The sequence below is a fragment of the Acidaminococcus sp. AM05-11 genome, from assembly GCF_003472805.1.
GTDB lineage: Bacteria > Bacillota > Negativicutes > Acidaminococcales > Acidaminococcaceae > Acidaminococcus > Acidaminococcus hominis.
The window spans coordinates 16,994-43,535 of sequence record NZ_QRMX01000002.1 but is presented as its reverse complement, the minus strand read 5'-3'; the positions used below and the strand labels follow the sequence as shown (position 1 = coordinate 43,535).

General features: G+C 51.4%; 27 protein-coding genes. 21 read left to right on the top strand and 6 right to left on the bottom strand.

All coding sequences use genetic code 11. From position 1 onward, the window contains the following. The 7 genes from DW089_RS01345 (at nt 1) to tyrS (ending at nt 5,680) form a co-directional block, all read left to right on the top strand. Nucleotides 1-1,041, top strand: a complete 1,041-nt coding sequence (locus tag DW089_RS01345) for a M15 family metallopeptidase (RefSeq protein ID WP_158572297.1) — start codon at nt 1-3, stop codon at nt 1,039-1,041. Between the two features lie 91 nt (nt 1,042-1,132). Continuing rightward, nucleotides 1,133-1,468 carry a YlbF family regulator gene (locus DW089_RS01340; RefSeq protein WP_105325574.1) on the top strand — a complete coding sequence of 112 codons (336 nt, stop codon included), beginning with the start codon at nt 1,133-1,135 and terminating at the stop codon, nt 1,466-1,468. Next, on the top strand, nt 1,468-2,385 hold the full coding sequence (gene murB / locus DW089_RS01335; protein ID WP_199614427.1) for a UDP-N-acetylmuramate dehydrogenase: 918 nt from the start codon (nt 1,468-1,470) through the stop codon (nt 2,383-2,385). The genes DW089_RS01340 and murB overlap by 1 nt, the downstream gene beginning before the upstream one ends. 34 nt (nt 2,386-2,419) lie before the next feature. Then, the gene (locus DW089_RS01330) at nt 2,420-3,388 is read left to right on the top strand and encodes a DMT family transporter (RefSeq protein ID WP_105325572.1); all 969 of its coding nucleotides are present in this window, start codon (nt 2,420-2,422) and stop codon (nt 3,386-3,388) included. A 1-nt stretch (nt 3,389) separates the two neighbouring features. Further along, on the top strand, nt 3,390-3,755 hold the full coding sequence (locus DW089_RS01325) for a VOC family protein (protein WP_105325571.1): 366 nt from the start codon (nt 3,390-3,392) through the stop codon (nt 3,753-3,755). A gap of 209 nt (nt 3,756-3,964) precedes the next feature. Continuing rightward, entirely contained in the window at nt 3,965-4,411 is a 447-nt protein-coding gene (gene mscL / locus DW089_RS01320) for a large-conductance mechanosensitive channel protein MscL (RefSeq protein ID WP_105325570.1), read from the top strand. Nucleotides 4,412-4,450: 39 nt separating this feature from the next. After that, nucleotides 4,451-5,680 (top strand): tyrosine--tRNA ligase, encoded by a 1,230-nt coding sequence (gene tyrS / locus DW089_RS01315; RefSeq protein WP_155000171.1) that lies wholly within the window; start codon nt 4,451-4,453, stop codon nt 5,678-5,680. Nucleotides 5,681-6,630: 950 nt separating this feature from the next. On the opposite strand, the gene DW089_RS01310 is transcribed toward tyrS, so the two are convergent. Continuing rightward, nucleotides 6,631-6,939 carry an MGMT family protein gene (locus tag DW089_RS01310; protein WP_105325568.1) on the bottom strand — a complete coding sequence of 103 codons (309 nt, stop codon included), beginning with the start codon at nt 6,937-6,939 and terminating at the stop codon, nt 6,631-6,633. Between the two features lie 126 nt (nt 6,940-7,065). On the opposite strand from DW089_RS01310, the gene DW089_RS01305 reads away from it, so the two are divergent. Continuing rightward, on the top strand, nt 7,066-7,899 hold the full coding sequence (locus DW089_RS01305) for an NAD-dependent protein deacetylase, SIR2 family (protein WP_118286662.1): 834 nt from the start codon (nt 7,066-7,068) through the stop codon (nt 7,897-7,899). 63 nt (nt 7,900-7,962) lie between these two features. Here DW089_RS01305 and DW089_RS01300 read toward each other — a convergent pair whose 3' ends face one another. Then, complete coding sequence (locus DW089_RS01300; RefSeq protein ID WP_105325566.1) at nt 7,963-8,433, bottom strand: Rrf2 family transcriptional regulator; 471 nt, start codon at nt 8,431-8,433, stop codon at nt 7,963-7,965. A gap of 398 nt (nt 8,434-8,831) precedes the next feature. Here DW089_RS01300 and DW089_RS01295 point away from each other — a divergent pair, with 398 nt between their 5' ends. Next, entirely contained in the window at nt 8,832-9,389 is a 558-nt protein-coding gene (locus DW089_RS01295) for an HD domain-containing protein (RefSeq protein ID WP_105325565.1), read from the top strand. A gap of 68 nt (nt 9,390-9,457) precedes the next feature. Further along, the gene (locus DW089_RS01290; RefSeq protein WP_105325564.1) at nt 9,458-10,312 is read left to right on the top strand and encodes an aldo/keto reductase; all 855 of its coding nucleotides are present in this window, start codon (nt 9,458-9,460) and stop codon (nt 10,310-10,312) included. A gap of 864 nt (nt 10,313-11,176) precedes the next feature. On the opposite strand, the gene DW089_RS01285 is transcribed toward DW089_RS01290, so the two are convergent. The 3 genes from DW089_RS01285 to DW089_RS01275 all read right to left on the bottom strand — a co-directional run bounded on the left by DW089_RS01285 (nt 11,177) and on the right by DW089_RS01275 (nt 14,080). Beyond that, nucleotides 11,177-11,920, bottom strand: a complete 744-nt coding sequence (locus DW089_RS01285; protein ID WP_105325563.1) for a DUF554 domain-containing protein — start codon at nt 11,918-11,920, stop codon at nt 11,177-11,179. A gap of 238 nt (nt 11,921-12,158) precedes the next feature. Next, the gene (locus DW089_RS01280) at nt 12,159-13,085 is read right to left on the bottom strand and encodes a DUF1848 domain-containing protein (RefSeq protein WP_105325562.1); all 927 of its coding nucleotides are present in this window, start codon (nt 13,083-13,085) and stop codon (nt 12,159-12,161) included. After that, entirely contained in the window at nt 13,082-14,080 is a 999-nt protein-coding gene (locus DW089_RS01275) for an AraC family transcriptional regulator (RefSeq protein ID WP_105325561.1), read from the bottom strand. The genes DW089_RS01280 and DW089_RS01275 overlap by 4 nt, the downstream gene beginning before the upstream one ends. Nucleotides 14,081-14,317: 237 nt before the next feature. Here DW089_RS01275 and DW089_RS01270 point away from each other — a divergent pair, with 237 nt between their 5' ends. The 4 genes from DW089_RS01270 (at nt 14,318) to DW089_RS01255 (ending at nt 17,990) form a co-directional block, all read left to right on the top strand. Next, nucleotides 14,318-15,535: a Zn-dependent hydrolase gene (locus tag DW089_RS01270; protein WP_105325560.1), complete on the top strand. Its 1,218-nt coding sequence runs from the start codon at nt 14,318-14,320 to the stop codon at nt 15,533-15,535. An 839-nt stretch (nt 15,536-16,374) separates the two neighbouring features. Continuing rightward, on the top strand, nt 16,375-16,674 hold the full coding sequence (locus DW089_RS01265; protein WP_105325558.1) for a helix-turn-helix transcriptional regulator: 300 nt from the start codon (nt 16,375-16,377) through the stop codon (nt 16,672-16,674). Between the two features lie 3 nt (nt 16,675-16,677). Next, nucleotides 16,678-17,676: a permease gene (locus DW089_RS01260; RefSeq protein WP_105325557.1), complete on the top strand. Its 999-nt coding sequence runs from the start codon at nt 16,678-16,680 to the stop codon at nt 17,674-17,676. Nucleotides 17,677-17,702: 26 nt separating this feature from the next. Continuing rightward, the gene (locus DW089_RS01255) at nt 17,703-17,990 is read left to right on the top strand and encodes a thioredoxin family protein (protein WP_105325556.1); all 288 of its coding nucleotides are present in this window, start codon (nt 17,703-17,705) and stop codon (nt 17,988-17,990) included. Between the two features lie 80 nt (nt 17,991-18,070). Here DW089_RS01255 and DW089_RS01250 read toward each other — a convergent pair whose 3' ends face one another. After that, nucleotides 18,071-19,036 (bottom strand): AraC family transcriptional regulator, encoded by a 966-nt coding sequence (locus DW089_RS01250; RefSeq protein WP_118286661.1) that lies wholly within the window; start codon nt 19,034-19,036, stop codon nt 18,071-18,073. A gap of 262 nt (nt 19,037-19,298) precedes the next feature. Between DW089_RS01250 and DW089_RS01245 the strand changes: the two genes are divergently transcribed. From DW089_RS01245 to DW089_RS01215, 7 genes are all read left to right on the top strand, one after another. After that, a complete protein-coding gene (locus tag DW089_RS01245) occupies nt 19,299-20,705 on the top strand; it encodes a sodium:alanine symporter family protein (protein WP_105325554.1) in 1,407 nt (468 codons plus the stop codon). 142 nt (nt 20,706-20,847) lie between these two features. After that, nucleotides 20,848-22,011: an amidohydrolase gene (locus DW089_RS01240; RefSeq protein WP_118286707.1), complete on the top strand. Its 1,164-nt coding sequence runs from the start codon at nt 20,848-20,850 to the stop codon at nt 22,009-22,011. Nucleotides 22,012-22,023: 12 nt separating this feature from the next. Next, nucleotides 22,024-23,226: a diaminopropionate ammonia-lyase gene (gene dpaL / locus DW089_RS01235; RefSeq protein ID WP_105325553.1), complete on the top strand. Its 1,203-nt coding sequence runs from the start codon at nt 22,024-22,026 to the stop codon at nt 23,224-23,226. 648 nt (nt 23,227-23,874) lie between these two features. Continuing rightward, nucleotides 23,875-24,498, top strand: coding sequence for a TetR family transcriptional regulator (locus tag DW089_RS01230; protein WP_105325552.1), 624 nt, complete (start codon nt 23,875-23,877; stop codon nt 24,496-24,498). Nucleotides 24,499-24,511: 13 nt separating this feature from the next. Continuing rightward, complete coding sequence (locus DW089_RS01225) at nt 24,512-25,054, top strand: flavin reductase family protein (protein ID WP_105325551.1); 543 nt, start codon at nt 24,512-24,514, stop codon at nt 25,052-25,054. Nucleotides 25,055-25,151: 97 nt separating this feature from the next. After that, nucleotides 25,152-25,598, top strand: coding sequence for a flavodoxin (locus DW089_RS01220; RefSeq protein ID WP_105325550.1), 447 nt, complete (start codon nt 25,152-25,154; stop codon nt 25,596-25,598). 278 nt (nt 25,599-25,876) lie between these two features. Beyond that, nucleotides 25,877-26,530, top strand: a complete 654-nt coding sequence (locus DW089_RS01215) for a hypothetical protein (RefSeq protein WP_118286660.1) — start codon at nt 25,877-25,879, stop codon at nt 26,528-26,530. Nucleotides 26,531-26,542: the final 12 nt, after the last annotated feature.

Sequence of the window (26,542 nt, the reverse complement as noted above, 5' to 3'; positions counted from 1 at the left end):
ATGAAGCATACGAAACTCACTGCCCTGGCTGGGGCCCTGTGCCTTAGCCTGAGCCTTTCCTGCACCGCCCTGGCTGCCGTCTGGCAGCCGGAAGAACTGCCCCAGGATGAAGCCGCCCTGATTGGCTTCTACCGTTCAGGCGGGGAATCTCTGGCGGTACGGGAGCGGGACGGCCACCTGGAAATCCTGTATCGGTTCCAGCAGGGAGATAAGGACTTCACCCAAAGCAACGAATTTGCCCTGACCAAGAACCATTACGATTCCTATGCCCTGCGGGAAGTGGGGCCCAATACCGATGCGGAAAACGACATACGCTTTGACCGGGACTCCCGGGGGCAGGGCATCAGCCTGGTCATTGGCCAAAGAAGCTACACCCGGTACTTTGCCGGCGGTGAAAACGGCAAGCCCATCCGGATTACCCCAGCGGCCCCTATGGACCAGCTGCGGCAGGAAGCCCAAAAGGCTGCGCCGCCCAACCTGCCCTACGACAAGACCGCTGACCTGGTGGAGCTGAGCTCCGTAGTTCCCGGTCTGCAGTACGACCTGCGCTATACCACGGACAACAACCTGTTTGGTACGCCGCTGGTCACCAGCACCCATGCCTATTTGGACCGGAATGCAGCCCAGGCCCTGGGACGGGTGCAGACGGCCCTGAAACCCTACGGCTATGGCTTGGTTATCTGGGAAGCCTACCGCTCCTGGAGCGACTTTAAGACCGCCACCCTTGCTCTTGGCACCAAAAATGCCGCCATGCTGCCCAAGGCCGAAGAAGGCTATTCCCACAATTCCGGCCGTTCGGTGGACGTGAGCCTGTACGACCTGAGCTCTGGCGCGGAAGTACCGATGATTTCCGACTTTGACGAGCTCTCCCCGGCCCAATACGCCCAGTTCCCCGGCGGCACCCAAAAGCAGCGCTGGCTCCGGGATCTTTTGCGGCAGCAGATGACCCTGGCCGGCTTTACCGGCAGCGATATGGAATGGTGGCATTTTGACTACGATGCCGGCAGCCGCTATCAAATTCTCAATGTACAGGTGCAATAAAAATACAGACGTGCTATAATAATTTGGCTGTTTGTGCGGTGTATGGTACAATACAAACAGAATATCTACTATATATTAGGAGGAAGACCCTATGAACGTATATGATGAAATGAATAACCTTTGCAAAGCCATCAAAGAATCCCACGAGTACAAAATGATGCAGGACGTGAAAGCCAAACTGAAGGGTGACAGCAGTGCCGAACCCTTGGTAAAAGACTTTCTGAAACAAAAATCTGAAATTGAACTGCTCCAATACCAAGGCAAAGAACCCCCAAAAGAACAAATCGAAAAGATGCAGAAGCTGTACGGCGTGTTGCAGCTCAATCCTGTAGCCAGCGAATACATCCAAAACTACATCCGTTTTCAAATGATGATTGGCGATTTGTCCAAAACTCTGGGCGACACCATTAAGGAAGCTGTTGAATAATGGGAATGCAGCCTTTCCTTTCCTACTTGGAAAGAAATTTTCCGGGGAAGTATCAATTGAATGCTCCTATGGCCCGGCACACCTCCTTTCGGGTGGGCGGACCGGCGGACGTACTCATTACCCCCGATACCATTGATGGCCTGCCGGAGCTGCTGAAGGCCATCCAGGCCGAAGCCCTGCCCCTGGTAGTGATGGGCAACGGGTCCAACCTGCTGGTGCGGGATAAAGGCATTCGCGGCGTGGTCATTAAATTGGGCAATAGCCTTCGGGAACTGTCCCGGGTGGATTCTTCCAACACCATCCGCTGCCAGGCAGGGGTTTCTTTAAGCACCCTGGCTGCCCGAGCTGCAGAATATGGTCTCAGCGGTTTGGAATTTGCCATTGGCATTCCCGGCTCTCTGGGCGGTGCTGTGGTGATGAACGCAGGTGCCTACGGCGGAGAAATCGGGGAGCTGGTGACTTCTGCCACCGTTATTGATGCGGCTGGTAATCTGAAGACCCTGTCCCACGAAGAATTGGCCTTCAGCTATCGTCATACGGCCCTCCAGGACAGCGGCGATATGCTGTTGGAAGCCGAATTGGCGCTGAAGCCGGGCAATACCCCGGAAATCTGCGCCGCCATGGATACTTTTACCCAGAAGCGCCTGACCAAGCAGCCTCTGAACTTCCCCAGTGCGGGAAGCACCTTCAAGCGTCCTCCGGGCCACTTTGCCGCCGCCCTGATTGATCAGGCCGGTCTCCGGGGCTACCGGGTAGGGGACGCACAAGTGTCTGAAAAACATACTGGATTTGTGATCAACTGTGGTCACGCTACCGCTTCCGAAATTTTGGAGCTGATGGCCCAGATCCGGGAGAAAGTGTTTGCGGTCAGCGGCGTATGGCTGGAGCCCGAAGTCCGCATTCTTGGAGAAGAATAATCCCAGCCAATACAAATAGAGGGGAATCTAACAAGTGAATAAGGGATATTTTTTCGTATTGGTAACGGCCGTATTGTTTGGAACCATGGAAACGGTTCTGAAATTCTATGCCGGAGTATTCCATCCTGTGCAGATCACCTTCTTACGCTTCCTGATTGGCGGCTTGGTGCTTTTGCCCATGGCCCTGAAGGCCCTGAAAAAACGCAATGTGACCCTGAATAAGCAGGATATGGGCTTTTTCTGCTTTACCGGCTTCTTGGGTGTTGTGGTCAGCATGATCCTCTACCAATTGGCCGTGGTCTATGGCAAAGCTTCCGTTGCCGGCGTTATTTTCAGCTGCAACCCGGTATTTGTGGTGCTGTTTGCCTACTTTCTGCTGGGAGAGCCCATTGACAAGCTTACCGTGTTGTCCCTGATTGCCAGTTTTGCCGGGATTGTCTGCATTGCTGATCCTACCAACCTGGCAGGCAACGAACTGAGCATTATCCTGATTCTGCTTTCTGCCGTATTTTTTGCTTTGTATGGTATTGCCGGCCGGAAAAAGAGCCAGCGGTTTGGCGGCATTGCCATGACCAGCTTCAGTTTCCTGTGCGGCAGCCTGGAAATGTTTGTGCTGATTTACCTGACGGAATTGCCCGCAGTGCGGGATTTGCTGCTGGATACCGGCCTGAAGGTCTTTACCCACATTCCCATTATTGCAGGCCTGACCTGGGCCCATATTCCGCCCCTGGCCTATATTGCCGTGATGGTAACCGGTGTAGGCTACGCCAGCTATTTCCTGGCCATGGAATATACCAACCCGGCTACGGCCTCCCTGGCCTTCTACATTAAACCCATTCTGACCTCTTTTATGGCCTGGCTGTTCATCGGTGAACCCATCACCCTGAATATGCAGGTGGGCATCGGTCTGATTCTGTTGGGCTCCTGCTTCTCCCTGGCTTCCAAGCGGAAACAAAGCCTGGCCGCTAAAAAGGCAGCGATGAATACGGAAAATGAGGTGTAACATGAACTTTAAATTTGTGCATAACAATCTGAATGTGCTGGATTTGCAAAAGAGCCTGGCCTTCTATAAGGAAGCCCTGGGCCTGGAAGAAGCCCGGCGGATTGAAGCCCCGGATTTCACCATCGTTTATCTGGGTGACCATACTACCAGCCACCTGCTGGAACTCACCTGGCTCAAAGACCGGAAAGAGCCCTATAATCTGGGAGATAACGAATTCCACCTGGCTTTTGAAACCGATGATTTTGCCGCTGCCCATGCCAAGCATGAGAAAATGGGGTGCATCTGCTTCGAAAACCCGGCTATGGGAATTTATTTTATTACGGACCCGGACAATTACTGGCTGGAAATCCTGCCGCCTAAGAAATAACCATAGGCAAACCTGACCTCCCCAGCCGGATTTGTCCGGCGGGGAGGCCTTTTACTAACCTGAGGAATTTATACATAGCCCTTTTACACTTTTTGGTTTTCCAGGCTTGAGAACGGAAAAAATGTATAGTATAATAACAGGTAAATAACAGATATTAATTTGTTATAACTCCGTGAATTGCCATGGAAAATTGAGAAAGAAGGGATACAATGGGAGAATTTTTAAAAGAGTTTAAAGCATTTGCATTAAGAGGCAACGTAGTTGACATGGCAGTCGGCGTTATCATCGGCGGCGCTTTCGGTAAGATTGTGGCTTCTGCCGTTTCTGATATCATTATGCCTCCTTTGGGTATGTTGATTGGCGGGGTGGATTTCAGCAATCTTTTTATTAATCTGTCCAGCAAGAAAGTGGACACCTTGGCCGAAGCAACTGCAGCCAAACTGCCGGTTATCGCCTATGGCAAATTCCTGACCAACGTCATCGACTTTGTCATTATGGCTTTCGTTATTTTCTGCCTGATCTCTGTACTGAACAAATTCAAGAAAGAAACACCCAAGGCACCCGAAACCCTGTGTCCTTTCTGCAAGATGCCAGTGGATCCCGCAGCAACCCGCTGCCCGCACTGCACCTCTGAAATCCCTCCTCAGGGAAAATAATTACCAAGCGCAATTGGCGCGAAACAATAAGGAGGAAGTTTGGTGAGCGTTTTAGACGTATTGAAGGAACGGGGATATCTGAAACAGATGTCCCATGAAGATGAAATCCGGGAACTGCTGGAAAAGGAAAAAATCACATTCTATATTGGTCTTGACCCCACCGCAGATAGCCTGCACGTAGGTCATTTTATTGCCTTGATGGTAATGGCACATATGCAGCGGGCTGGCCATCGTCCCATCGTCCTGTTGGGCGGCGGTACCGGAATGGTAGGGGACCCCAGCGGCAAGAACGAAATGCGTAAGATGCTGACCCCCGAATTCATTCAGCACAACATTGAATGTTTCAAAAAGCAAATTGTCCGGTTTATTGACCTGTCCGACGGTAAAGCCATTGTGGCCAATAATGCCGACTGGCTGCTGAAGTTAAACTACGTGGATATGCTGCGTTCCGTGGGCGTCCATTTCTCCGTAAACCGTATGCTGGCAGCTGACTGCTACAAGAACAGACTGGCCAGCGACACCGGACTGTCCTTCTTTGAAATGAACTACATGATTATGCAGGCCTATGACTTCTATACCCTGCACAAGAAATATAACTGTGTCATGGAACTGGGCGGCGACGACCAATGGTCCAACATGATTGCCGGCGTGGAACTGATCCGCCGGAAGGACCGTCAGCCGGCCTACTGCATGACCAACACCCTGCTGACCAACAGCCAGGGCCAGAAAATGGGTAAGACCGTAGGCGGCGCCGTATGGTTGGATCCGGAGAAATTCTCCCCCTACGATTTCTACCAATACTGGAGAAACATCGACGACGCCGATGTAGAGAAGTGCCTGAGCCTGCTTACCTTCCTGCCCATGGACGAAGTACGCCGCCTGAGCCACCTGGAAGGCTCCGCCATTAACGAAGCCAAAGTGGTCCTGGCCTACGAAGTGACCAAACTGGTCCACGGTGAAGAAGAAGCCAAGAAAGCCAAGAGTGCTGCAGAAGCCCTGTTCAGCAACGGCGGCAATATGGACAACGTACCCACCATCACCGTTACCGATGACCTCCTGGGCACCAAACTCCTGGACCTTTTGGCAGAACGCAAAGTCATCGCCACCAAGAGTGAAGGCCGCCGGCTGATGCAGCAAAACGGTCTGAGCATTGACGACGTGAAAATTACCGACGTAGAAACCCAGGTTACCCCTGAGCTCTTTGCCGGCAAAGACAGCGTCCTCCTGCGCAAAGGCAAGAAAAAATACTACAGACTCCAAAGAGAGTAGGAGCCAGTATATAAAAAGCGAAACGGGAAGTGCCTGGTGCACTTCCCGTTAAATTTATGCAAAAAAGCGGCTGCTGCATCTCTGCCTGTGGGGCCAAAGAACGCAGCAGGGGCGAAGCCTGGCACCCGGCCAGCGTTTGCAGCTTGGTCCGGCATTATACGGTAAACTATTTTGACCGCTTCCATTCACGTACTATACCTAAATGTGAATTTAACAAATGCTTGTTAAATTCACGACAAAAAGCAAAAATTAACCTTCAGCCATATACAACGTATAAAATATCCATTCTATAGAAGTTTTATATTAATTTACAAAATTTCCAGTAAATAATCTTGTAATTACAAAAATTCGATAACTTAAATTGCTGGTTTGTTCCCCAATTTGTCCATTTTCATCTACATATCGATTTGCAATGACCTGCCTAAGTTTTTCTCAAAACCAGTTAATTCACATATTTGACACATATTAAATCCTTTGCTTTTTCACTTCGAGAGCCCTAAAAACACACCATTTGTTAATCCGTATACGAAAAATGTATACATAACTTTACAACAAATTTTGCATTCTTCTGTTCCCCTTACGCCTTCTGAGAAGCTTTTGGCACCACAGTCAAGACTCTCAAGCTGACGATAATAAAACAAGGGAGTGTGAAAAACGACTTGCGAACTTGTTTGAGTTCGCAAGCCGTTCTTAACGTTGTTTGTGTAGTAATATTCGAACCTCGGAACTTCCTCAGTCAGCACTATAGGCTGACAGCTCCTTATTTCACTTTCTTCCTGTGTACTTCCAGATAGAGCAGGGGAGAGTACATTTCTCAGCTGCCAATTTTGCTATCCATTCAGCGCATAACAAACATAAAAACCCATGGAACTCTGAGCGGTACACAAAAACACCTTTCCACAGCCCCAAATTTGCGTTTAGAGCGTTGTTTCACAGAGTTATGTAAATTCCTATTCGTCCCAACGAAAACGCTTCATATCCACGCAGCCGTTGCTTTTGAACTCCACGCCTTCTGCTTCCAGCCGCGAGCGCTGCTCGGTAAAATGGGGAGCCGTGCGTCCTGCTGCATTGACCACCCGGTGGCAGGGATAATGGCCGTAGTACTCTGCCCGGGATAGCACTTTGCCTACCAGCCGGGCATTTTTCTCCCGGCCAATCAGGGCCGCTATCTGTCCATAGGTAGCCACCCGTCCCTCCGGAATTTCTGACACCACCGACAGGATTTCATAGATCAAAGCTTCGTCCAAAACCCGGGACATGGTATCCTTCCCTCTCTTTAGATGATAAAATAGACCATACAGATTACGAACCTTTGAAAGGTCCAAATAGAAGTAACAGGTTAAAATTTTTTTATGTTTTTCCCAATTTGGAAAGAGGGTGAACCTATGGATAAACTGCAAAGGGCCGCCCAGGCCATCAAAAACGCCGACGGCGTATTGGTGGGCATCTCCAGCGGCTTTGCCGAAGCAGAAGGTCTGCACCTGTACGCTGCGGACAAAGAATTTCAGCACCATTTTGGCGATTTCCAGAAGAAGTATGGCATTGGGAACCTTTCCCAGGGTATGAACTATCCCTGGCCCAATGAGCAGGCCAAGTGGCAGTTCTGGTGCCGTTTGATTGACCTGTACTACAACCAGTACAGCCCCAGTACCCTGATGAAGGATCTGAAAGACCTGGTGGGCTACCAAGACCACTTTATTATGACCACCAATGGGGACGGACACATGGAAAAAGCCGGCTTTTTCCCCAAGAATCTTGACGAAATAGAAGGGAACTGGCTGACCATGCAGTGCTCCCGGGCCTGTCATGAGGAATTATACCCCACGCCGCCCCTGGTGGACAAGCTGCTGGCCGCCAGTTCTCCGGATGGTACCCTGCCCCAGGAACTGCTGCCTCGGTGTCCCCGGTGCGGCGCTCCTATGCAGGTACATATGAATAGGGACGAATACTTTATTCCCAACACCAGCGGGTCCCTGGGCCTCAGCCGCTTTATCCACAATTTCAGCGGCACCCGGCTGGTCATCTTAGAGCTGGGTATCGGCTGGCAGGATCAGCTGCTGAAAGGTCCCCTGATGCAGCTGGCCCAAAACGAGGACAAAGCCGTTTACATAGCAATAAATCAGGGAGAAATCTTCCTGCCCCCTGCCTTGGCCGATAAGTCTATCGGTCTGGATGGCGCGCTGGGTGACATTTTGTCCCAGCTCTGTTTCGCCCTATAATTGCAGGTGGGGAAGAACTTCTCCCTGATTGGTACAGTTTATTTGGTTACGGTGGGGTCAGTCTCAGGAAATCATTTCCTTGGATTCAGAATTGGTAGCATACATACTGTAGCTGTCCAAAATATCCTGCAAGGAAATGTTTTTCATCTTGGCTTCAGCTGCGTTTTGCACTTCATCGTAAGCATCTTGGAGAGCCATCTGAATCTTGGTACCCACTTGGCATTCTGCATTGATGTCCTTGTTCAGGTGGAGCAGGGGCTTTTCGCCTTCCACTGCTTTGTAAATGTCATGCAGGGTAATGTCTTGGGGAGCACGGGTCAATCTGGGGTTGGCAACCCCTTGTTCACCCAGCAGCAGGCCGCCGTGTTTCAATTTCATCATCAATTGCCGTACGAAGGATGGGTTAGTGTGAATGCTTGCCGCAATGTCGCTGCTGGCAAGGCGCATACCCATGTTGCCAGGTAATTGTTCTCTGTGGATTACGATAAAGGCTAAAATGTGGATTGCATCACTTAGACGAGTAGAGTATTTCATGGTAAGAACCCTTCTTTCTTAGAACTTGTATTGATTCCAATTCCTTATGTGTATCTTAGCACCAATTTAACCTTTTGTGTAAATTTTATCTGAGATAATAACAAGTTTGGCATAGTAAAATCGCTGATACAAGCCCGGAGAAGGGGATTCAGTCATTAAACATATATTAATTTGTATGCAAAACTTGAAAGGTGCTAAAAGATTAGACACACCTAAATGTTAGTGCTAAGTTAACATAAAATGGTGAAATACAGAATATCTAGTGGTACTGCCCCCTAAGCTTGCACTAGAATATTCCCTGCGGTACAATAAAAAAGTGCATAGCACGCAGCGGCTATGGTAAAATTTTACCGGAAAGACCGTTGATTCAATAGAATTTGAATGAAGGTGGATTTTGCATGGATAGAAAATGGGTAAGAAATCTGAAAGACTGGCCCGCCATTGAGCCAGAATTTACGGTTTGGGAAAAATATATGTGGGATCATGTAGACTTTGCCCTGACCACCAGCGTTATACATACCAAAGAGCATGCCGAAAGGGTGCTTCTCTTTGCCCTGCTTATGGCCCACAAACTGGGCCTGGATAAAAAGGACCGGGAAGCCCTGTGCCATGCTGCTATTTTTCATGATACCCGGCGTCACGATGATTCCTACGACGTAGGCCACGGTGGACGGGCAGCAGTTCATTATAAAGAATTCTGCCAGGAACATCACCTGGACTACGACCCTAGGACAGCTCTCGTAATGGCCTATCATGACCATCCCGATGCAGAAGGCATTGCCCAGGCGAAAAAAAGCGGCCTGAAAAATGCCGTGCTGCTGTACCAAATTTTCAAAGATGCCGATGGCTTGGATCGGTACCGGCTGGCTCCCCACGGCTTAGATGTCAAGTACCTCCGGACCACCGTATCTCCCAGCTTGGTCCCCTTGGCCAAGCGCATGAATGGGCGGGTATGAAAATAAAGTATATATAGATTAAATTATATTACAAAAGTTTCAGTGTTATGTCAAGACAGGTGATTATAATGAAAACATGTACATTAAATAATGGCGTTGAAATGCCTCTGTTGGGCTTTGGCACTTATCAAACCGCTGGGGACGAATGTGCCCGTTCCGTAGAAACTGCTCTCCAGTGCGGCTATCGGCTCATCGATACCGCTACCCTTTACGAAAATGAAGACCAGGTGGGAGAGGCCATCCGCAAAAGCGGGGTGAATCGGCAGGAGATTTTCCTGGTGACCAAAATCAGTTTCAAAGACTACGAACACACCGTGGACTCCGTAGCTGCTTCCCTGAAGAAATTGGGCACCGATTACCTGGACCTGGTGCTGCTGCACTGGCCCTTTGCCAACTACTACAAAGCCTGGCAGGATCTGGAAAAACTGTATCAGGTTGGCGTAATCCGGGCCATTGGCGTTTCCAATTTTAACCCTGACCGACTGGTGGACCTGATTTCCTACAACAAGGTAGTCCCCGCCGTGAACCAGATTGAAACCCACCTGTACTGCCAGCGCCAGGAGCACCATAAATGGGAAGACCAGTACGGTGTAGCCCATATGGCCTACGCACCCCTGGGCCAGCAGCGGGCCAAGGAAATGTTCACCGAGCCTGCTGTTGCAGCCCTGGCCGCCAAATACCATAAAAGCCCCGCCCAGATTGCCCTCCGGTACCTGATCCAAAATGACGTCATTGTTATCCCCAAATCCACCCACGCAGAGCGCATCCGGGAGAACTTTGCCCTCTTTGACTTTGCCCTTACCCCGGAAGAAATGGAAAGCCTGAGAGCTCTGGACAAAAACCATCCCATGATCGGCACCCCCGATGACCCCAATAAAGTCCTGCATTCCTGTAAGACCTGGGTAGCACACTTCAGTGAATAACTGTAGAGTAGACTTTTCCATAGAAATGAAAAGCTGCTGTAGGCAAGGCAGAAACTGTAGTTGTTAATGGGAATTGATGACTTCCTACACTTTCTACGAAAGTGTAGAGGTGTTTTTAAGAATATATGGGCGGCCAAGCCGCCAAAAGAGTCACTCTGCAAACTGGAGTTAGTACTGCGAAAGGCACAAGTGCATCCTACACTTTCTGCGAAAGACAGCGAATAATTGGGCTGGGAGAATTTCTCTAGAAATGAAAAGCTGCTGTAGGCGGGGCAGAAACTGTAGGTGCTAATGAAATTTGAGGACGTCCTACACTTTCTGCGAAAATGTGCGGTGCTTTTTTAGAATATACGAACCCTTTGGGCGACTTGGCAGGTGCAGCGTGACTTGGCGATTGTGCTGGGAAAGTTTGTTTGCGGGGGTATGAAAAAAATGAAACTTCTATCGTCGCCTGCGGCGACACTTCCTACACGCTTTACGGTCGCATCCAAATGTCAATGCAGTTCCCCGAGGACATTTGGTATTATGCGACCTATGTGATAGCCGTCCGTGAGCCGAACCCGCAGGGTGAAGGGGAACGGGGTACGGCGAACCACTCAGGAAGCATTCTATGCCTCTACTGGTCAAAGTGACAGAGAAGGGTAATGCTAGTCTTTACATACCGTGATTTCATCTCAAAACCCGTTTTGCACATGACCAGTATAGGCCTAAGACCGGCCCATCCAAGCGTGGAGGGGCTGTCAGTCCGCAGGACTGACTGAGGAAGTTTTGAGCCTTGGATACGGCCATAACAATCAAAAACGGCTTGCGAACTCTTTTGAGCTCGCAAGCCGTTTTTTTACAGTTCCGTTTTTTAATTCGTTTTTATTTCACGTATTGCAGCACCACACTGGTCCAAAAGGCCGAAATGGGCATTACCACTACCATTGCCGGAATCATATCCGCAATGGGGAACTGTTTTACGTTGATCATTCTAAAGCCTGTTGCCAGTAGCAGCACTCCGCCGCAGGCGGTAAAATCCCCAATCATGGTAGGTGTACAGTAGGGGAAAATGGCGTTGGCCATAAAGAACAGGCAAAGAAAAATCAAGCACTGGGGAATGGCGATAAAGCTGACGATAATTCCCAGTTCACAGGCAAACAGCATGGACGTGGGCAGGTCCATAATGGATTTGGCAATGAGAATGCTGTGGTCCCCGGTCATCCCGGATACCATGCTGCCGTAGATGCCCGTTCCGCTGGCACAAAACAGTACAATCATGGTAATCAGCATACTTTCATAATCGCTGCGGCTCAGGTCACTGTCGCTGTCCTGGGTCCGAGGTCCCGTAATTTTCGTAATCATCTTCTCCAGCTGCCGGGCTCCTGCCGTAATTTTTCCGTCCAGCCGGATATTCAGGCCAATAATGGTTCCGGCAATTACTGCCAGGATTACCACCGGCATATTCTGCATCTTCATCATGGAACCGATGCCCATGGTCATGGCACAGGCACCAAAAATCGTGGTCAGCTTTTCCTTGAACGTGTCGCTGAGCCGCTGGCCCGCCACATTGCCCAAAAGGCCCCCGATGACCACCGCCAGCGCATTGATAATAACTCCAATTGGCATAACAACATTTCCCCTCTACCGTAAAATATAGATAAATCAATGCCTGTTCCTGCCGCTTTTTTACGGATACCGACTTGAAAACAGACAATACTTAATTTTACCATATTTAAGTTTATTTATGAATACAAATTAGCATACAAATACAGCAGTTTAGATATTTTCAGAAAGCTTTCTGGCAAAAAGGCAGCCCCCCAGTGCAAATTCTCCACTGGGGGACTGCCTTTTCCAATTTCTTTGCTTAAAACAAACTGATTTCTGTATCCAGCCAGCTTTTCTGTTCCGCCTGGTGCACCCGGTCCCCTTCCTCCTTGTGACCAATCAGCAGGGCAGAGTAGGGGTCGTGCCGCTTCCAATTTCGCAGCACGCCTTCCCGGTCGTAATTGGCATAACAATAGATGCAGCAATGGGGGCAGGTGTTGTACGCCCCAATATCGGCACCCAAAAGACAATTGCACCCTTCCCGGGCCGGCTTGCCCTTGGGTACATTTAACCGGCAGCCCAGGGCTCGCTCCAGCACTGCCTGGGACAAACAGCCAGTGGTGTCCACATTGTCTCCAGCCAGGGCAGGGGACTCCAGACACAGGTACAGCTTCATTCCATTATCCTTGGCAATGGCCGCCAGGGCCCGGGTCAGCTCTTGCTGCTGGGCCGCAGGCACTGCCTGGACCTGGGGAAAGTTCCGCTTGGTCTTTTCATATAGGTCGATAAAACTGATTACCACCTGGTGGGTATACCCCTTGAAACGCTCTGCCATAAACTTGAACGCCTTCAGATGGAACTCTGGGGTGTAACGCCCCAAAAGGAAAATCGGATCATACCGCCAGCCAATGCAGTCCGGTCCTACCCGCTTGGACAATTCCCGGAAGCTCAGCATAATCTGCTTCTTGTCCGGCAGCCGAGGCTCTATTTCCCGGCCATAGGGAGTCAGCGTCACGTGCCAAAAGGTCTTGTACGCTTCTAGCTCCTTCCAGCGCTCAAACATGGGCCGAGGATTCTTGGTGCAGAACACAATACAGTCAATCAGCTCCGGCCGCAGTTCGTACCGGGTAATCTGGCTGGGATTGTAGGGATTTCGGGCCAGCACATAGCCTGCTTCCAGCCGGTTGTAGAACCAATTGCTGTAGAATGCTGGAATATCAGTCCGGCTGCCCGTATTGAGAATCATACCTCCTCCTTAGGGGCAGCTGCGGCAGGGGAGGGGGCTTTCTCGCCGGTTCCAGGTCCTTTGCCCGGATTTTCCTTGTGACCGGACACTGTTACCAGCTGCGCCTCCGGAGGATTTTTCCGGTATTGCAGGGGCGTGATGCCAAACTGCTTCTTGAATATATCAATATAGTAGCTGGTGGAACTGAAACCGCAGCCATAGGCAATATCGCTGATGGGTTCATCCGTATTCAGCAGTCGGGGAATGCTTTGTTCCAGCCGGAAATTGCGCAGGTAGGAGAAAATCGATTCTCCGGTGAAGCGCTTGAAAATCCGGCAGCACTCACTTTCCGTATAGGATGCATAATCCGACAGCTCCGCCAGTGTCACCTTTTCCCCGTAGTGGGCTGCCATGTAGCTGAGCATCTTCTGGATGGCCCCATTGGCGTGGGTGCGGCGCAGCCCATTCTGTCGTGCCGTCCGGTGTGCCAAAATCCCCGCCACCAGAACGTACAGCCGGGACAAAATCAGCAGCTCATAGGCTTCGGGCTTTTCCTCGCTGAGCTGATACACCTGCTCAATCTGGTCCAGCAGTTCCCGTTCCCAGGGCACCTGCCGCTGCAGCACCTGGTAAACCAGTGTGGGGTCGGCCAGCGCAGGCAGCAGGTATTTCTGCTCCATCACCGAGCCGGCAAAACCGCTGAGCAGCTGGGGCGCAATATCCAGGCAAATGTAGGAACTGTCCGGGTCCTTCACCGGCCGGGCCATGTGCAGATAGCCCGAGTTGATGAAAAGGCCTTCCCCCTTGCTCAGTACAAACCGTTCTTCATTGACAAAAAACAATACCTGACCCCGTACCACCAGACAGAACTGAAGTTCCTCGTTCCAGTGGAGAGGCGTGTAGCCAAGCACATTCTGGCTCAGCACCGAATAGTAGATGGCCAGGGGAAAATCCGGAGTACCCGGCCGCGTTATCTCCCGCTGCCCGGCATCCAAAGGGATATCATAAATCTGCATGGGATCACCTCCAAGGCATTGCAGACTGTATATTTTGATAATTTATGAACCATTGCGCAGTACTTTACAGCATTAATTCGCTGTCTGCTTGCTTTCAGTATAACAAACCATCGCCTGCCTGTACAGGGCATAACGCAAAATAGCGATATTTTTCGCTGAAATCCGGGTATCTCTAACCCCGCCGAAAACCTATAATAAAGGCAACAAACAAGCTTGCAGTACAAGGAGGAAAATACTATGAATATCAATGGCAAACGGCTTTTAGACACAATTTTCACCCTGGGCAAGATCGGCATCGATGCGGAAGGCAAGCGTACCCGCCTGGCAGCCTCGGATACCAACAAAGCAGGCAGGGACTATGTGGTTTCCCTGATGAAGGAACTGGACCTGAAAGTAGTGGTGGACCACATCGGGAACATCTTTGGCATTTGGGAAACCCCCGAAAACAAAACAGAGCAGCCCTTTATGGTAGGCTCCCATATTGATACCGTCATCAACGCCGGCCAATATGACGGCTGCCTGGGCGTACTCTCCGGCCTGGAAGCCATCCGTACCCTGAAAGAAAATAATGTAAAGACCAAACGCCCCCTGATTGTAGGCGTCTTCACCAACGAAGAAGGTGTCCGCTATACCCCGGATATGATGGGATCTTTGGTGTACGCCGGTGGCATGAGCGCCAAAGAAGCCCTGGCTGCCGTAGGCACTGACGGCACCATCCTGGGGGACGAACTGAAACGCATTGGCTATGCCGGCACCGTTGAACCCGGTTTCGTTACCCCCTGTGCTTTTGTGGAACTCCACATTGAACAAGGACCCATTCTGGACGTAGAAGGCATCAACATTGGCGCCGTAGAAAACCTTCAGGGTATCCATTGGCAGCAGGTCACCATTGAAGGTGCTGCCAACCATGCCGGTACTACACCTACCAAACTGCGGAAGGATGCAGGCCTGGCAGCCGCCAAAGTCAACGTCTTTGCCCGGCAGCTGGTAGAGAAATCCGGTGGTGTGTGCACTGTAGGCACCATTGCCTTCAGCCCCAACGCCGTAAACGTCATTCCCTCCAAGGCTGTTTTCACCGTTGACCTGCGCAACCCCGATAAAGCCAAACTGGATCAGGATGAAATCACCCTGGCTAACTATCTGAAAGAACTGGAACAAACTGACGGCGTGAAAATTACCACCCGCCGCATGACCTGCTTTGACCCGGTGCCCTTCGATAAAGAAATCTGCAATACCATCGAAGCCGCAGCCAAAAAACGCGGCCTTACCGTTAAACGCATGACCTCCGGCGCTGGCCAAGACGCCCAAATGATGGCCAGAATCTGTCCTACCGCCATGATTTTCGTCCCCAGCATCAATGGTATTAGTCATAACCCCAAAGAATATACGCCGGACCAGGACGTGGAAAACGGTGCCAACGTCTTCCTGGACGTCATCGAACAGTATACCAAATAACCTGTCCTCCCAAACGCTGGAAAACCAGCAGCAAAAACGGCTGTGAAAAAATGGCTTGCGAATTCAAACTAGTTCGTAAGCCATTTTTATTGTTCGGTATAGCTGTATCTATGTCTCAAAACTTCCTCAGTCAGCCCTACGTGCTGACAGCCCCTTAGTGGTTCGCATTGTGCCAATCAGCTTCGCTCCTTGAGCTCGCTTCTTGGAATGCTATCACATGGCTCACATGAACCAAGAGCATTTTGAACCACGGACATGCTCTTGGATGTGAGCGCAACGCTTTGAAGGGGTCGGTCATGTCCAAGCGGTTTCACTTCTCCCCAATACTAATGCTATAGATTAGTTAGTAGCTGACCAGTAGCGGTTCGAAAGCCTTCTGCAAGCGTGGAGAAGGTGTCGCCGGAAGGCGACGGATGAGGTTTAAACCCCACATTTACGGCTACATTTTAACAAACTTCCTCAGTCAGGCCTGCGGACTGACAGCTCCTTCAACGCTTTGCGGCCGCATCCAAACAGCCCGACAAATTCTGCAAGTGGCTGTTTGGTCAATAAGGCCCATGCGATAGCTGCCCAGGAATTGAGCCTGCAAGGCGAAAATGACTGGCTAACAGCGAACCGCTCAGGAAGTGTCGCCAAAGGCGACGATAGAAGTTTTATTTTTTCACAACCTCGTTTTTTATATGCACCAAGTCTTCCGAAAAACTCCGCCTAAAATTGGTCACGAATTCCAACGCGGGTCCGTATATGCTCCTTACGCTGCCCTAATTACACATTGACATTCATCAATCTATGCTGTATCCTACACATAGATAATCATCAATCTGTATAAGGAGACTATTATGAATTCCATAGACGTAGCACTAATCTGCAAAGCCCTGTCCGACAGCAACCGGCTCCAAATTGTCCAAATGCTGGCCGACGGCGAAAAATGCGGCTGCAAGCTGCTGGAAGCCTTTTCCATTACCCAGCCCACCCTGTCCCACCATATGCGCATCTTGTGCGAATGCGGCTTGGTCCAGGCCAGGAAAGAAGGGAAGTGGCAGCACTATTCCCTGAACTGCGCCACCCTGCGCAATTTCCAGGCCTTCATTGCCCAGTTATCCTGCTGTACTTGCGGCACTGAACCCACGGAGGGGTAGACCATGTGGGCTTTTCTGCAAAATCAAGTCCTGGGCATGGCTTGGCTCCAGGAGCTGTACAAACTCCTTTTGGTGCAGGCCGGCGTTCCGGTGGACAGTCGACTGGGCGGCAGCCTATTGTTTTTTCTGTTTGATGTAACCAAAATCACCCTTCTGCTGTGCGTACTGATTTTCAGTATTTCCTACATTCAGAGCTTCTTTCCCCCTGAACGCAGCCGGAACATCATGACCCGGTTCCACGGTGTCTGGGCCAACTGCGCCGCCGCTCTTTTGGGTACCGTCACACCCTTTTGTTCCTGCTCGTCCATTCCATTGTTCATGGGCTTTACCAGCGCAGGCTTGCCTCTGGGCGTGACCTTTTCCTTCCTGATTTCCTCTCCCATGGTGGATCTGGGCAGTCTGGTGCTTCTGATGAGCATCTTTGGTCCTAAAGTAGCCGTAATCTACGTGGGTCTGGGATTGGTGGTGGCCGTACTGGGCGGCAGCCTGATAGAACGGCTGCACCTGGAGGACCAGGTGGAAGACTTTATCCGTCAGGCCCAACTGGGCGTCGGTGCAGACGCACCCGCCTTGACCACCCGGGACCGTCTCCAGTACGCACAGGAACAGGTCAGCGGCACCTTTCGCAAAGTCTTTCCCTATATTCTAGTGGGCGTGGGCATCGGTGCAGTGATCCACAACTGGATTCCTGCCCACCTGGTGGCCGGCGTCCTGGGCAGCGACAACCCCTTTGGCGTGGTCCTGTCCACCCTGGTGGGCGTCCCCATGTATGCGGACATCTTTGGCACCATACCCATCGCTGAAGCCCTGCTGTCCAAAGGCGCCAGACTGGGGGCCGTCCTGAGTTTCATGATGGGCGTTACCACCTTGTCCGTGCCGTCCCTGATTCTCTTGCGCAAAGCCGTAAAGCCCAAGCTCCTGGGCGTCTTTACCGCCATCTGCACCACTGGCATCATCGCCGTAGGGTACATCTTCAACTTCCTGCACGGCTGGATTTTATAAATAAAGAAATTGGAGGAGGCAATACCATGGGATTATTTTCCAGAAAAAAGACTGAAACTAAGGCAGCTAGCCCCGCATCAGGGCGCATCAAGGTTCTGGGCAGCGGCTGCGCCAAATGCCATGAACTGGCAGACCATACCCAAGAAGCCCTGAACGCCCTGCATATCCAAGATGGGGTAGAGCACGTGACCGATTTTGCCAAGATTGCCAGCTACGGGGTAATGAGCACCCCCGCCCTGGTGGTGGATGAAAAAGTCGTCAGCAGCGGCCGGGTTCTTACCACTGATGAAGTGAAGAAACTTCTGCAAAAATAAAATTCAGGAAAATAGGTCATAAAATAAAGAAGACTTGCGAACTCCCCTTTAGGAGCCCGTAAGTCTTCTTTTTGTTCTTCCTATACCGCTTTTTCCAATTCTTGAGGGCAGCCGTCCTTGCTGGCGCCCAGTTCCCAGTTTTTTCGGTACTGCAAAGGCGTCTGCCCCAGCAGACTTTTGAAGCACTTGATAAAATAGCTGGCCGAGCAGAACCCGGTTTCATAGGCCACCTGGCTGATGCTGTGGTTCCCTTGGCGCAGCAGTTCTGCTGCTCGTTCCAGCCGGTACACATTCAAATACTGGTAAATGGTTTCGTTCAGGGCACTTTTAAACATCCGGCAGCATTCCGCCCCGCTGTAGTTTACTGCTGCCCCAATATCGTCCATGGTGAAGTTTTCGCTATAATGCTTCGCAATATAATCCAGGATTTCCCGTACTACCAGCTGGTGCCGCTGCACGGACGTTTTTTGCACTGCCGGAGTTTGGGTATTTTCTACCAGCTGCGACCAGCACTGGAGCAGCAGGCTTACCACTGACAGCTCATAGCCCGAGCGTTGGTCCCGGTAGGCAGCATACAGCACCCGCAGTTTGTCCAAGATAGCCTTCTGCCAGGGTATTTCTGGCTCCAGGGGCAGAGCTGTAAAATCCGGATTCTCTAGCAGCGGCTTTACGTATTTTTTCTCCAGCTGCGAACCCCTAAATAGGCTCAACAGCCGGGGAGAGAAGTCAAAACAAAGATAAACCCCTTTTCCCGGGCGGCGGGATCTTGCCATATGCAGACGACGGGCGTTGATAAGAATGCCGCTGCCCGCTGCCAGAGTGTACTCACTGTGATCCACTGAAAAGGTCACTGGCCCCTCCACCACCAGGCAGTAATGCAATTCGTTGTGCCAATGCCAGTTCACAAAGCCCAGGGTCTTTTTGTGCAGGATGTCATAGTAGGCTGCAAAAGGAAACGAAAAACTGCCGTGGGACGTCAGCTCCCGTTGGGAGTGATCCACTGCCACATCCACAATCTGCTGCTGAACCAACCAATCTTCTTCCATAGAGATGACCTCCTGCAAGTTATATTAACGAACGTTTAAATGATTATACTACATAATGTTCTAAAATTGAATAGCGGAAATAATATCTGCTTGAGCACAATACAATGATATTTTGCCACAATGGATTGGTATATCTTTTTCTGATAATTGGCTATAATCAAGCTGTAAGAAAACTTCCGGAAGAGTTTTGTGAAATACGGCATTAGTCAAGAATCGCTTTGTACCAAGCTAAACCTATTTAAAAGCAAGGGGAGAGAGCATTGTGGAATTTATTCGTTTCTTGAACAGCATTTTCTGGGGCTGGCTGGTGGCCGGCATCCTGCTTTGCACCGGAGTATTTTTCACCTTGAAGCTTCACTTTCCACAAGTTCGTTATTTTACTAGATTGTTCGGAAATCTGAAGGAAAGCATGACCAGTGGGTCCAAAGAACCTGGCAGCGTCACCGGCTTCAGCGCCCTGTGCGCAGCGGTAGGCGGCCAGGTGGGCACCGGTTCCCTGGTAGGCGTAGCCACAGCCCTGGCTTCCGGCGGTCCCGGCGCCATTTTCTGGATGTGGATGACCGCCGTCCTGGGTATGCCCATCAGCTTTACCGAAGCGGTACTGGCTCAGCTGTTCCGGGAAAAGAATCCCGACGGCACCTACCGGGGCGGTCCCGCCTATTATATGGAAAAGGGTTTGCACAATCACCTGCTGTCCGTGCTGTTTTCCATCAGCATCCTGATAGGCATCGGCATTTTCTACTGCATGATCCAGAGCAACTCCATCTCCGCAGCCCTTACCGGCGTGGTGGACGTATCCCCGTTTTTTGCCGGCGTCTGCCTCCTGATTCTGGTAGCCTTGGTTATCTTTGGCGGCATCAAACGCCTGGCCGAAGTGGCTTCCCTGATTGTACCTTTTATGGCCCTGGGCTATTTGGCTATGGCCCTGTACGTAGTATTGACCCACTTTTCCATGCTGCCCGGCATGCTTGAAACTATATTTAAATCCGCCTTCAGCCTGCACTCTGCAGCAGGCGGCGTGGCCGGCTATACCATGAAAGAAGCCTTCCGCTATGGCGTAGCCCGGGGACTGTTCTCCAATGACGCCGGCAACGGCACCGCTCCCAGTATGCACGCCACCGCCGTGGTGCCCCATCCTGTGAACCAGGGCTTTGCCGCCATGCTGGGCACCTTTATCACCACCATCATCATTTGCAGCTGCACTGCTTTCTGCATTCTCCTGTCCGGGCAATTGGGCACCGGCGAAACCGGTATCGCCCTGACCCAGGTAGCCTTTGAAAGCAATCTGGGCACCGTGGGCCGCTGGATTGTGTTTTTGGCCATGTTCCTGTTTGGCTTTACCACCCTTTTGGCCGACATCTACTACGGTGAAGTGAACCTGATGCACCTGATCAAATCTCCCAAAGCCATCCAAGCCTACCGCCTCCTGTGCTGCGTTCTGATTATCGTAGGCGCCGTAGCTCCCGTGCCTGTAGTTTGGGAACTGGTGGACTTTGTCAGCGCCTTCCTGGTTTTCTTTAACGTCATCGCTCTGATTGGCTTGTCCAAGTACGTGGTTTATATCCTGAAGGACTACGCTGCCCAGTGGGCCAAGGGCAAGAAACCCTACTGGCAGCCAGACCGGGACATCTCCCAAATGGACCTGACCAGAAGTTCTGACGAGCAATAGCAGGAATAAAAAGCATTTTAGCCGAAGAGTGGAGGAGAATACACTGGTTATCCCAGTGGATCAACTAGCTAAACACCGCTGAGCCTCGCAGAAAAAATGAGGAAAATTGTGTCTTATAACGTGAATGAAAGGACTTGATTCTATGCCAAACAACAAGCTTCCTTTTCGTGATCAACTGATTGCCTGGCGGCATTACCTCCATCAGCATCCGGAAACCGCCTTTGAGGAAAAGACCGCCTCCAAACTGGTGGCCGAGGAAATGCGGGGAATGGGCATTGACGTAGCAGAGGGCATTGGCGGCACCGGCGTGGTAGGTACCCTGAAAGTAGGGGACGGCACCGGCTGCATCGGCATCCGGGCCGATATGGACGCCCTGAACATCCAGGAGTGCAGCCAGCACGACCACGTGTCCCAGAATCCTGGCAAAATGCACGGCTGCGGCCACGATGGCCACACCGTCACTCTCCTGGGAGCCGCCAAGCTCCTCAGTGAACGGAAAAATTTCAACGGCACCGTCCGTTTCATTTTCCAGCCTGCTGAAGAACCGGGGCACGGCGCCCAGGCCATGCTTGACGACGGGCTGTTCGAGCGTTTTCCCATCCAAGAAATCTACGGTCTCCACAACGCTCCGTTCCTGCCTGCCGGTACCCTGCATACCCGGGTAGGGGGTATGGCCGCCAGCGAAGATGATTTCACCTTCAAGATTACCGGCAAGGGCGGACACGCTTCCAGCCCCCACGAGGGCAATGACCCCCTGGCCTCCTTTGCAGAAATTTACCTGGCGCTTCAGACCATCGTGTCCCGGAATGCCACACCTGTGCGGCCCGTGGTGGTTTCCTGCACGGAAATCGAAACCGACGGTGCCCACAACGCCATTCCCACCCACGTTGAAGTCCGCGGTGATGCCCGGACCACCACGCCCGAGGACCAGGCCCTGGTGGAACGCCGGATGCGGGAAATCGTGGAAGGCGTCTGCGCCATGAACCACGCCGGCTGCGAATTTCTCTATACCCACGAATTCTACCCTGTGGTCAATGACCCGGCCTGCGTAGCTGCCGCCGTAAAGGCTGCTCAAGCTGCTGTAGGGGAGGACAAGGTCAACGGCAATTGCGACCCCTGGATGGCCAGTGAAGACTTTGCCGCTTTTTTGAAGAAGGTTCCCGGCTGCTTCCTGCTTCTGGGCAGCGGTAAAAATGCCGCGGGCAATGTATCCCTGCACCAAAACATCTTCGATTATAACGACGATATCCTGACCACCGGCGCCGAATTTTGGGCTGAACTGGTCAAGGAACGCCTGGCTAAATAAGGAGGACCACCCATGCAAGAAACCATCAAAGAAACAACCCTGCTCCATACTGGCAAGGAAACCGGTGCCTATGACGCCGCCTTCGCAGCTGACAAGGCCAGAATCTCCCGGCACTTTCACCAAAGCATTCCCGGCTACGCCCCCACGCCCCTGGTGGAGCTCAAGGCCGCAGCCCAGCATTTTGGCATCGCCGCCCTTTATGTCAAGGACGAAAGCAAACGCTTTGGCCTCAACGCCTTTAAGGGCCTGGGCGGCAGCTTCTGCATTGCCAGCTACCTGGCGGACAAACTGGGCCTGAATATTGAAGAACTTACCTTCGAGACCCTGCAGCAGCCTGCTATTCATGACAAAATCAAGGACTTAACCTTTGTGACCGCTACCGACGGCAACCACGGCCGGGGTATCGCTTGGACCGCCCACGCCCTGGGCGTCAAAAGCCTAGTCTTTATGCCCAAGGGCAGCGCTCCCGAACGCCTCCATAATATCCAGGCCTTGGGCAGCGATGCTTCCATTACCGATATGAATTACGACGATACAGTGCGCCACGCTTCCAAAGTGGCGGAAGAACATGGCTGGCCCCTGGTCCAGGACACCTCCTGGCCCGGCTACGAAACCATTCCCACCTGGATCATGCAGGGATACCTGACCATGGCTTTGGAAGCTGCCGAAGCCCTGCCCCAGGCACCTACCCATATCTTCCTGCAAGCAGGGGTAGGGGCCATGTCCGGCGCCCTGACCGGCTTCTTTGCCGACTACTACAAGGGCCAGAAACCCATCATCACCATCGTGGAGCCCAATAAAGCCGACTGCATCTATCGCACCGCTTTGGCCCACGACGGCAAGCTCCATAACGTGACCGGCAGTCTCAGCACCATTATGGCTGGCCTGGCCTGCGGAGAACCCTGCGGCATTGGCTGGGCCGAACTGGAAGCCCACGCCGAACACTTTATCTCCATGCCCGACTACGTGGCTGCCAAAGGCATGCGTATCCTGGGGAATCCTCTGCCCGGGGACGAAAAAGTCATCTCCGGCGAAAGCGGCGCTGCCACCAGCGGCTTCGTTTTTGAACTTTTGGATAACGCGTCTCTTAATGAACTTCGGGACAAATTGGGCATCACCAAAGACTCCCGCATCCTGTGCTTCTCCACAGAAGGGGATACCGACAAAGAAAACTATCGCCGCATTGTCTGGGACGGCACACACCCCAGCTTCTAAAAGCAATTCTTGTGTTGCCCCAGACGCAAATTTTATTAGCCAAACCGGGGGAAAGCCAGCCGGAACCCTGCCCGCAGCAGCTTCTCGTGACTTTCCCCCAAATACACCCTCATACAAAAGGCTATAAAGTCCAAAAAACGACTTGTTCACCCAGCCAGGCTGAACAAGCCGTTTTTTGTTGGGAGAAAAGAATTCTCTGGCCCCCAGGCCCTGCTGAACGCTGTCGAAAAGCCTGGCAGCAGGCCTTCCCAAGTTTCCCCGAAGGGCTCAGATATTCCTCCCCAAGACACCACTACAATTTATTCGAAGAGGGCCCGGATATTCCAAAAGCATCTCCATGGTTTCCCCCGAAGGGGCATATATTCCCCAAAACACCACTACAATTTATTCGAAGGGAGCCTGGATATTCCCAAAAGCACTTCACCGGTTTCCCCGCAGGGGCATATATTACCAAAAACACCTCCACACTTTTCAACGAAAAGTGTGGTAATTCTTCCTTATTCAGCAACTTCTCCCTTACTTTTTTAGCAAGCCTTCATTACCTGATCTAGTTTAAAGTTTTCACTTATTCTTATATTGACAAGATGTCAATATGGTATTATACTCATACTGACAAAACGTCAAATAAACTTCAAGGAGGCGAGTACCATGGCCAGGATGCCCCGCAGCATCTGTGAACAGCGGCCCCAGGAAATCGTAGCAGCCTGCCGGAAACTATACCAGCGGCTGAGCTTCCAAGAAATCACCCTGGGAGAAATCAGCAAGGAGACCAGCATCTCCCGGCCTTCTATCTACAACTATTTCCATTCCAAAGAAGAAATTTTCCTGGCCCTGCTCCAGGAAGAATATGAATTGTGGACCGCAGATCTTACCCAAAGCTTTGCCAAGCACCCTGCTTTGACAGCCCAGGAATACGCCGCACTGGTAGGCCAATCCCTGGAAAAGCGCATTACCCTGCTTAAAATCCAGTGCATGAATCTGTACGAAATCGAGGAGCACAGCCGGTTGGAATGCCTGGTGGAATTCAAAAAATCCTATCAGCATACCCTGAGCACGGTAGAGAAGAGCCTGGAAAAATTCTTTCCTGCCATGACTCCTCAGGACCGGGAGAACTTCCTGTATCTGTTCTTTCCGTTCTTATACGGCCTGTATCCCTATGTGTATCCTACAACCCAGCAGCAAGAAGCCATGGAACGCGCCCACATCCAGCTCTCTCCCCAGAAAGTATCGGATTTGGCTGCGCTGTGCCTGCTGAAACTGCTTCCCAATTAAGGAGGAACTTTCCATGAAAAAAGATTTAGGCAATCTCTTGGCCCTGTATCCCACTCCCGTGACCATTGTCGGCGCCCTGGTGGACGGCAAACCCAACTGGATGGAAGTGGCCCACGTGGGCATCATCGGCCACGACCGGGTAACCATTTCCTGCGTCACCAGCCACTATACCAACAAGGGTATCCATGCAGCTGGCCTTTGCACCCTGAACCTGGTAAACCAGGACCTGCTGCAAAAAGCTGACTACGTAGGCACCGTCAGCGGCAAAGATACGGATAAATCCCAGGTCTTTGCCTGGAGCAAGGGCCAGGCCGGTGCCCCCGTCATTGACGCTTCCCCCCTGGTGCTGGAATGTCAGGTGGACGACGTGTACAACACCCCCAATTTTGAAACCTTTATCCTGAAAATCCTCCACACCTACGTGGAAGAAGATATGCTGAACGAAAACGGCAAGCCTGATTACGCCAAAATCAGCCCCGTACTCTTTGAGTTCCCCAACTACCAGTACTTGTCCACCGGCAAAGTGGTGGGCCACTGCCGCAAAATGAATCAGTAGACCGCCTGGAGCGGGGGAGCCAGCCAGCGCCGGCTTCCCTTGAATCTATTTCTCAATTTGTGTCCTACATTCTTAGTCATTGGAAGGAGATTTTAGCATGAGTACTGTAGTAACCTATTTTTCTGCCAGCGGTGTTACCCGCAATAAGGCTCAGCAACTGGCCAAAGTGGCCAAAGCCGACCTGTATGAAATCAAGCCCGCCGTGGCCTACACCAGTGCCGACCTGAACTGGATGGACAAAAAGAGCAGAAGCACCCTGGAATCCCAGGACCCCAGCTCCCGTCCTGCACTGGCCGACAAGAAACCCAACCTGGACAAATACGATACTGTCTATATCGGCTTCCCCATCTGGTGGTACACCGCCCCGAAAATCATCAACACCTTTATCGAGGCAGCCAACCTGACCGGCAAGAAAATCTACCTGTTTGCCACCTCCGGCGGCAGCGGCATCGACAAATCCATTAAAGATTTGAAGGCCCAGTACAAAAACCTAAACATTGTGGGCGGCAAAATGCTCAACGGCAAAGTTACCGACCTGGCCTAAGGCAAATAGAAACGAAACACCCTGAACCAAGGAAAAACCTCGGTCCAGGGTCTTTTTGTATGGAGGAAAGGCCTTGCCAGGGAAGCGGCGGCAAAACAGGCACTGCACCATTTAACTGTATCATTAAATAGTGTATATAAACTGTTCTAATTAAACAATTTTAACATGATATAATACAATATATATGTTGTTTTCTGCCCTTTTCACCGGGCTTCAACGGGGAGTTCACTTACTGCAAGGGGCAGCGGAAGTGGGATCATACAGAGGAGGCTGCAATAATGAAAAGGAGAAACGTCGGCAAAAAACTGCGCTATGGCTGCGTCACCCTGTGGGGCCTGTCCGCCCTGCTGGCTCTGTGTCTGCCGGCCCAGCCGGCCAGGGCAGAAGAAGTGGTAAGCGATAAGACGAATACCACCGCTATCTATGTAGGGAATGAAACGAAAACTGCCAGCGGCAATACCCTGACTATCAATAACAGTGTCGCAGGCGGCGCCGTAGCAGGCTCTACCATTCCTGAGGAAATGCTCAGTGCGGGTACAGCCATTACCAGTTCAGATGCTGAAACCATCGAAACGGGTACGACAGGAACCGTGACAGGCAATACTCTGACCTTGAATAATACAAAGGAAGGAAGCAGTCCGCTTGTTTCAAATTGGCTTGCAGGCGGGTTAGCCATGACCAAAACAGTGAGCCAAAACCAGGTGACTGTTAACCTGCCCAATGCTCAGAGGGTTTCCTATCCGGTAGGAATTACAAACGATGTTTTTGGCGGCTTTACCGTTACAGGGGATGCCACGAACAATATTGCTACCCTTACGGGAGTTTCGAGCCTTGGGGGAGACAATGATGACCATGTCGCACAAAATTTTTACGGCGGTTATTCCTATACGGGTACTGTCTCTGACAATACGGTAAATATAAATGGAGGATAGTTTGGCGGTACC

Excerpts from the sequence above, each read along its gene's own strand:
- DW089_RS01345 (WP_158572297.1), top strand. The coding sequence starts at position 1 with ATGAAGCATACGAAACTCACTGCCCTGGCTGGGGCCCTGTGCCTTAGC.
- DW089_RS01340 (WP_105325574.1), top strand. The coding sequence starts at position 1,133 with ATGAACGTATATGATGAAATGAATAACCTTTGCAAAGCCATCAAAGAA.
- murB (WP_199614427.1), top strand. The coding sequence starts at position 1,468 with ATGGGAATGCAGCCTTTCCTTTCCTACTTGGAAAGAAATTTTCCGGGG.
- DW089_RS01325 (WP_105325571.1), top strand. The coding sequence starts at position 3,390 with ATGAACTTTAAATTTGTGCATAACAATCTGAATGTGCTGGATTTGCAA.
- mscL (WP_105325570.1), top strand. The coding sequence starts at position 3,965 with ATGGGAGAATTTTTAAAAGAGTTTAAAGCATTTGCATTAAGAGGCAAC.
- DW089_RS01310 (WP_105325568.1), bottom strand. The coding sequence starts at position 6,939 with ATGTCCCGGGTTTTGGACGAAGCTTTGATCTATGAAATCCTGTCGGTG.
- DW089_RS01305 (WP_118286662.1), top strand. The coding sequence starts at position 7,066 with ATGGATAAACTGCAAAGGGCCGCCCAGGCCATCAAAAACGCCGACGGC.
- DW089_RS01300 (WP_105325566.1), bottom strand. The coding sequence starts at position 8,433 with ATGAAATACTCTACTCGTCTAAGTGATGCAATCCACATTTTAGCCTTT.
- DW089_RS01295 (WP_105325565.1), top strand. The coding sequence starts at position 8,832 with ATGGATAGAAAATGGGTAAGAAATCTGAAAGACTGGCCCGCCATTGAG.
- DW089_RS01290 (WP_105325564.1), top strand. The coding sequence starts at position 9,458 with ATGAAAACATGTACATTAAATAATGGCGTTGAAATGCCTCTGTTGGGC.
- DW089_RS01285 (WP_105325563.1), bottom strand. The coding sequence starts at position 11,920 with ATGCCAATTGGAGTTATTATCAATGCGCTGGCGGTGGTCATCGGGGGC.
- DW089_RS01280 (WP_105325562.1), bottom strand. The coding sequence starts at position 13,085 with ATGATTCTCAATACGGGCAGCCGGACTGATATTCCAGCATTCTACAGC.
- DW089_RS01275 (WP_105325561.1), bottom strand. The coding sequence starts at position 14,080 with ATGCAGATTTATGATATCCCTTTGGATGCCGGGCAGCGGGAGATAACG.
- DW089_RS01270 (WP_105325560.1), top strand. The coding sequence starts at position 14,318 with ATGAATATCAATGGCAAACGGCTTTTAGACACAATTTTCACCCTGGGC.
- DW089_RS01265 (WP_105325558.1), top strand. The coding sequence starts at position 16,375 with ATGAATTCCATAGACGTAGCACTAATCTGCAAAGCCCTGTCCGACAGC.
- DW089_RS01260 (WP_105325557.1), top strand. The coding sequence starts at position 16,678 with ATGTGGGCTTTTCTGCAAAATCAAGTCCTGGGCATGGCTTGGCTCCAG.
- DW089_RS01255 (WP_105325556.1), top strand. The coding sequence starts at position 17,703 with ATGGGATTATTTTCCAGAAAAAAGACTGAAACTAAGGCAGCTAGCCCC.
- DW089_RS01250 (WP_118286661.1), bottom strand. The coding sequence starts at position 19,036 with ATGGAAGAAGATTGGTTGGTTCAGCAGCAGATTGTGGATGTGGCAGTG.
- DW089_RS01240 (WP_118286707.1), top strand. The coding sequence starts at position 20,848 with ATGCCAAACAACAAGCTTCCTTTTCGTGATCAACTGATTGCCTGGCGG.
- dpaL (WP_105325553.1), top strand. The coding sequence starts at position 22,024 with ATGCAAGAAACCATCAAAGAAACAACCCTGCTCCATACTGGCAAGGAA.
- DW089_RS01230 (WP_105325552.1), top strand. The coding sequence starts at position 23,875 with ATGGCCAGGATGCCCCGCAGCATCTGTGAACAGCGGCCCCAGGAAATC.
- DW089_RS01225 (WP_105325551.1), top strand. The coding sequence starts at position 24,512 with ATGAAAAAAGATTTAGGCAATCTCTTGGCCCTGTATCCCACTCCCGTG.
- DW089_RS01220 (WP_105325550.1), top strand. The coding sequence starts at position 25,152 with ATGAGTACTGTAGTAACCTATTTTTCTGCCAGCGGTGTTACCCGCAAT.
- DW089_RS01215 (WP_118286660.1), top strand. The coding sequence starts at position 25,877 with ATGAAAAGGAGAAACGTCGGCAAAAAACTGCGCTATGGCTGCGTCACC.